Consider the following 5,561-nt stretch of genomic DNA (forward strand, 5'->3'; position numbering starts at 1 on the left):
ACCCGTGATCGGATCCACTCCGCCAGGCTGGCCAAAATAGCCGCCAACCGCCAGGGCCGGAAGCGCATAACTGTCGCAGGCAACAACAGCCTGGAAATCACCAACGTTTGGCGTGGCGTTGATCACAACCTCGAATTCGCTTCCGTTAGAACAACTCTCTCCAACCGCAGCCCAGATGTACACCGTCTGAGAAGCCGTGATACATTGTCCGGCTGTCAACTGCGTACCAGTTCCGTTAGGACCTGTGTAGTAGTTGTTGTTTGGCGAAAGTGCAGGAAGAGTAAAGCAGTCACATGCAGTGGCGTCAGGCAACTGATCGGCGATGATGTTTCCGACCGAAACGTTAACTGCAACTTCTGCATAGCATGAACCGTTAGCTGCTCCGTAATAGATAACTGTCGGAGAAGTAATGATCGTACCGTCTATAATCGTACCCGATCCACCTGCGACATCGTAATAATGCCCAAATTCAGGAGTCGGAACCACATAATTTTCGCACCCTCCGACTTCTGTCTGGATTCCGCTCAAATCAGGCGTCTCGTTGATCGTAATGGTGAAAGTTTCGTCGTCACTACATGTACCGTTCGTCGCAAAAACGTAGAACGTGGTAGTTTGGGTAACGACCGTACCGGCAGGAATCGGATCACCCTGACCTCCGGCTTGATAATAATATGCACCGCTTGAAAGTACCGGCAATTCATATTCGTCACAATACGTGGCAGTGGCAGGAGGCACCACATTCGGAGCATCGAGGATTTCCACCTGTGTAGTTGCGGTAAACGGAGCACATCCGCCGGACGCTGGAATAACGTACGAAACCGTATAAATTCCAGGCGTACTCGCGTTAGGAACAATGGTTCCGCTGATCGCATCGATGAACAAGCCGGCAGGAGTAGCGGAGTAAGTTCCGCCTGTAGTTCCTGTATGCGCGGCAAGCTGGACAGGAGCGCTGATACAATATACGGCAGGTGTCGGATAAGCGATGGAAGCATCCGGAACAGGCGTAATAATTACAGTTCTTGTACGGATAACATTCTCGAAGTTCTCACACGTAACCTCACCTGAAATGGAATAAGTACTCGTCACGACGTAAGTTCCAGGCGCACTGGCTGACAAATCGATAGTACCTGTTGCTGGATCTATGATCAATCCTTCCGTCGAACTATATACGCCTCCTGCAACCGCTCCGGTCGCCAATGTCGGCGTAGGATCCGGTGCATTCTGGCAATAAGCGACCTGACTGTAGTTGAAACTGTTGTCAGGATAACACTCGGTTTGTCCGCCTCCAGGAGTGGTTGCGTTGGTCTGTGTAAACGTGACGAAGCCTGGCTGGTTGGCGAAATTGGTGATCATGACCACGTAAACCTCGCAAAGCTGGGCGTTCGGCAAACACATGGTTTCTGTAGGAGCCGCAGAATAACTACATGCGTGCAAATTAGGACAAGTCCCCTGTGGAAGCGGGTTGTTCGGAATTGCCGCACAAGCTGTAGCATTGTCCGGGAATGGTCCCCAAACTACGTAATCGACATCCAGGTTTGGCGGTCCGCCCGGAGACGTACTCTGAGTCAGCAAATAGTTCAACGGCCCGGCCTGATTTACTTGCAGGAAATAGAACGCAGGGTTTGGCGTTGTGAACAAACATCCGATCTGGCCCAAACTCGGAACATTCGTAGCGTTCTGATACGTCACCGGCTGCGTAGAGCAGAATGATGGCGCCTCGCTACAAGGAACGGTTCCAACGCAAAGGAAGAACGAAGAAGTTTGTGGTTGAGGAGAAGTAGAGAACACGCGGATGAAATAGTGCGCACCCGGAGTCAACGATCCCGCGATAAGGCTATTTCCTTGTGTGCAGCTTACTTCCGTCATGTTGCCGCAGTCATCGCCTATGAACAATCCAAATGCTAGTTCGGTAGCAGGCGTGACGTTGCCGAAAGAGATAATGTGTGTATCGGCGGTAGCCGTAAATTGGTACCAAACGTCGTCGTTAGCCGCATCGGCGCAAGTAGAAGCCTGGCTTGATGCCGTAGCTCCCGCGATCGATCCGTTTGTCGTTTGGACGCAAAGCAAATCCTGGTTGACTGGAACCGTGACTGCGTTGGCGCACTCGTCGTTCAATGGCTTCGTACAGAAATTGAACGGTCCTGCCCAAGCACTTTGATCAGTATCGGTACAGATTGCCCTGACGTAATACGAGTAACAAGTCGCCGGCTGTAATGAAGAAGCCGCATAAACCGATCCCGTTGGAATTCCAGGTGTCGTTGGCACCGGAGAGCCCTGTGGCAAAACAAGGATTTCCCAGTTCGAAGCTACGTAACCTTCGCCGTTTGCCGGTTGGTTCCAAGTTAGGTTGGCAGTCGTCGACGTGATCGTATTGGCTGTAAGTTCGTTCGGCTTAGGACATGTCGGAGGAGGCGTACAAATTACGTTAGCCGTCCAACCTTGCTGCTGGACACTTCCGTCGCTGCGGAACCAGAAAGTAAGACATCCGTCGGCACTTGACGATTCAAACGGGCCAGGGATCGTATTGCCCCAGAAACCTCCTGCCAATCCGCCAGGAACGTTTGCCGGTCCATTTGTACTTGCAATTTGAGGTGACGATGTAGAGTTTCCATCAAAAACATACAACGCATCCCAATTCGTTTCCGTCTGGTACGTCGTAAAGACGACACTCACGATATCTCCGGGATTATCAGGACAAATCGTCCAGATTGTGTTGGAGTTGTTCGGATAGTTCGCCGGACCACCTTCGTCAACAAAGACGTTTCCACATTCAGGTGGGGCGATCAATGTCGTGGCAGATCTTGGTCCTGCCCATGGGCTAATTCCGTTTGCTGTAGAACTACAATCAGCTCTAACATAAAAATCGTAACAAGTCGAAGAGTTAAGGCCAGGATAAGTAAATGTTGTCGTAGTTGCAGGTAGCCATCCGTCAGTATCGGCAGTTGGAGCCGGAGCACCGCAGGCAACCGCGATTACCTGCCAGGTTGTTCCCGGAGGGACGTTGGTCCACGAAAGCACGACTGAATTCGAAGTCGGGTTCGATGCCGTGAAACCAATCGGCTTAGGACATGGTGGCGGTGGTGCACATGTTACGTTGGCAACCCATCCTGAGCGGATGCCGCTACCGTCGCTGCGGAAGTTGAAGGTCAAACATCCGTCTGCACTTGAAGATTCAAACGGACCCGGTATGGCAGTTCCCCAGAATCCACCTGCAAGGCCGCCTGGAACGTTGCCCGGGCCATTTGTCGATGGGATTTGGATACCTCCGGTAGAGTTTCCGCTGAAAACGTATAACGCATCCCATGTCGCCTCTGTGTTGAAAGCAGTAAAAGTCACGGTAACGATGTCACCCGGCGTCTGAGGACAAACGATCCAGGTTGTGTTGGCGTTGTTCGGATAATCCCCTGCTCCACCTTCATCGGTAAACGTACCGCCGCAAACCGGAGGCGCAACCAAGGTATTCGCAGTTACAGGATTCGTCCAATCGCTCATGCCGTTATCCGACTCCGTACAATTTGCACGAACGTAGAAGTTATAGCACTGAGACGGGTTTAGATTAGTAAACGTGTAAGTATTGGTAGAAACTTCGAAACCTGTTGTCGTAGGAGTCGGAGCCGGGGAACCACAAGGAACCGCAATGACTTCCCAAGAAGTGGCAGGCGCAATGATTGCCCAAGATACCGTTGCGTTCGAAGACGTGACGCCTCCAACCTGGACGCCTCCTGGTTTAGGACACGCAGGTGGTGGTCCGCAAGTTACGTTTGCCGCCCAGCCTGCATATTGGCCACTTCCGTCGCTGCGGAAGTTAAAGGTAAGACATCCGTCGGCGCTCGTCGATTCAAACGGGCCTGGAATCGCATTTCCCCAATAACCGCCGGCCAAACCACCTGGAACGTTCCCAGGGCCGTTTGTCGACGCTATTTGAGGTGCAGAAGTTGAATTTCCGTCAAAAACGTATAAGGCATCCCAGTTCGTTTCAGTTGCAAAAGCAGTAAAAGTAACGGTTACCAGATCGCCTGGTGTCTGAGGACAAATCGTGATTGTCGAGTTTGTATTGGGTGAATATTCGTCATTAGCCCCTCCCGGGTCGACAAAGTTACCGCCACACACCGGTGGAAGCGCTTGCGTAGTGAAACCGCCGCTCGGGCCTATCCATTCTCCATTTGAAAATTCGCATATCGATCTTACGTAGTAAACATAGGTCGTAAGTGGTTGCAGTGGCGTTGCCGTAGGTTGGGTAGTAGCTGTTACCGTAACCGACGGTGTTCCCGTCACAATGATAGGCGTTCCTGCGGTAGGATTGAAAGTGACTCCGGCCGGAAGCACATGGACTTCCCATTGGTTGTTTCCGGTTCCATCCCAGGTTAGGTTGGCGCTTGTGGCTAGCGTAGTGGCCGTAAGCGTTTCTTGTTCGGCGTCCTGACACTTTTCGATGAGCCGGATATCGTCGATAAGCCAACGCTCACCGGTTTGACCTGTGCCTGGCTGTGTCTGAACCTTAACAAAAGCAAGGTACATGCTTGTTCCGACAGTTGCAGGAATCGTAAGCGCCTTTTCTTCGTATTGGTTGTATACGGTGTTGATCAGGTCATCGTTCCAGGTTCCCAAAACAATTGTAAACGAAGCAGGATCGTTCGGGTCGGATGTTCCCAATGCCGCCCTGACCTCAAATACGGTATTGTCGAATCCGGCAAGCGTTGTCCTGGTATTGAACAATAGTTGAGGGTTTGCCGGAACGGTGATCAGAGGCGAAACCAGATAATCCCTGGAGACGTTTCCAATCCCGATGTTTCCCCGGTTGATGTATGCTGCTCGCGGATTGGTATTGGCAGGAAATGTCGATGTTGTGTTCAACGTCCAGTTGAACGTTCCAACACTGTTATCATAAATCTGCCAAGTTCCGCTTGGTAGCACCCATGGTCCCGGTGTGGTGGGAACTGTCACAGATGCATCGTCGAAATTTTCTACTAGACCTTGGGAATGGCCGAGAAAACCAAGAAGCATCATGAAAAACAGCAAAGTAATTTTTTTCATGGAGTTGAATTTTGGTTGTTAATAAATTTTAGTTTAAAGGATTCCAAATTTAACAAAAAATATGTAAGATGTTAGCAAATTGATATTTTTAACTATTCCTGTTTTTCAAGTAATTTCTTAAAAGAATTATTCTTATTAATATTCGATTTCTGAGATTTCGCCAAAAAAAAGGAACCCAGACTGAAAATCAATCTGGGCTTCTATAGTGTAAGATGTTAACGCTTATTGCTTTACGATAAGGAACTCGCTACGCCTGTTTTGAGCGTGCTGTTCCTCGGTGCAGGCCTCGCCGCAGTCCACTTTGGGCTCGCTCTCGCCATAGCCTTTTCCGGATATGCGCTCGCGTTTGATGCCCTTGGACAGGACGTACTGCACGGTCGATCGGGCGCGTCGCTCGGAGAGTGCCATGTTGTAGGCATCCGAGCCGCGGTTGTCGGTGTGGGCCTTGACCATGATCACCATTTCCGGATACTTGCCAAGTACCTGTACCAGCTTGTCGAGCTCGAAGGCCCCCTCGCGGGTGATGT

The 5,561-nt window shown here is 50.9% G+C and carries 2 protein-coding genes; both read right to left on the bottom strand.

The features are described from left to right. Positions 1 to 5,034: fibronectin type III domain-containing protein (locus HC229_RS16465; RefSeq protein ID WP_191021598.1), on the bottom strand; the 5,034-nt coding region annotated here is incomplete at its 3' end. A 222-nt stretch (positions 5,035 to 5,256) separates the two neighbouring features. Continuing rightward, positions 5,257 to 5,561 (bottom strand): OmpA family protein (locus tag HC229_RS16470; protein ID WP_191019548.1); only part of this gene is annotated, 305 nt, incomplete at its 5' end.

The organism is Flavobacterium selenitireducens (assembly GCF_014748335.1).
In the GTDB taxonomy this organism is placed as follows: Bacteria; Bacteroidota; Bacteroidia; order Flavobacteriales; family Flavobacteriaceae; genus Flavobacterium; species Flavobacterium selenitireducens.